1 rRNA gene is annotated in these 505 nt (G+C 60.0%); it reads left to right on the plus strand.

Annotation, left to right across the window (positions count from 1 at the left end):
- A 23S ribosomal RNA gene (locus tag ABD340_RS47755) occupies positions 1-505 on the plus strand; the annotation flags it as partial.

A 505-nucleotide genomic window follows, 5' to 3' on the forward strand; every position in this document is an offset into this window, starting at 1 on the left:
CAAGGGAGCTTGACTGTGAGACTGACAGGTCGAGCAGGTGCGAAAGCAGGGCCTAGTGATCCGGCACCGGCGTGTGGAAGCGGTGTCGCTCAACGGCTAAAAGGTACCCCGGGGATAACAGGCTGATCTTCCCCAAGAGTCCATATCGACGGGATGGTTTGGCACCTCGATGTCGGCTCGTCGCATCCTGGGGCTGGAGTAGGTCCCAAGGGTTGGGCTGTTCGCCCATTAAAGCGGCACGCGAGCTGGGTTTAGAACGTCGCGAGACAGTTCGGTCCCTATCCGCTGCGCGCGTAGGAGAATTGTGAGGGTCTGTCCCTAGTACGAGAGGACCGGGACGGACGGACCTCTGGTGTGCCAGTTGTCCCGCCAGGGGCACGGCTGGTTGGCTACGTTCGGTCGGGATAACCGCTGAAAGCATCTAAGCGGGAAGCCTTCCTCGAGATGAGTTCTCCCTCCCACTTTCGAGTGGGGTAAGGCTCCCAGTAGACGACTGGGTTGATAG

It is taken from the genome of Actinomadura vinacea, assembly GCF_039532545.1.
Taxonomy (GTDB): domain Bacteria; phylum Actinomycetota; class Actinomycetes; order Streptosporangiales; family Streptosporangiaceae; genus Spirillospora; species Spirillospora vinacea.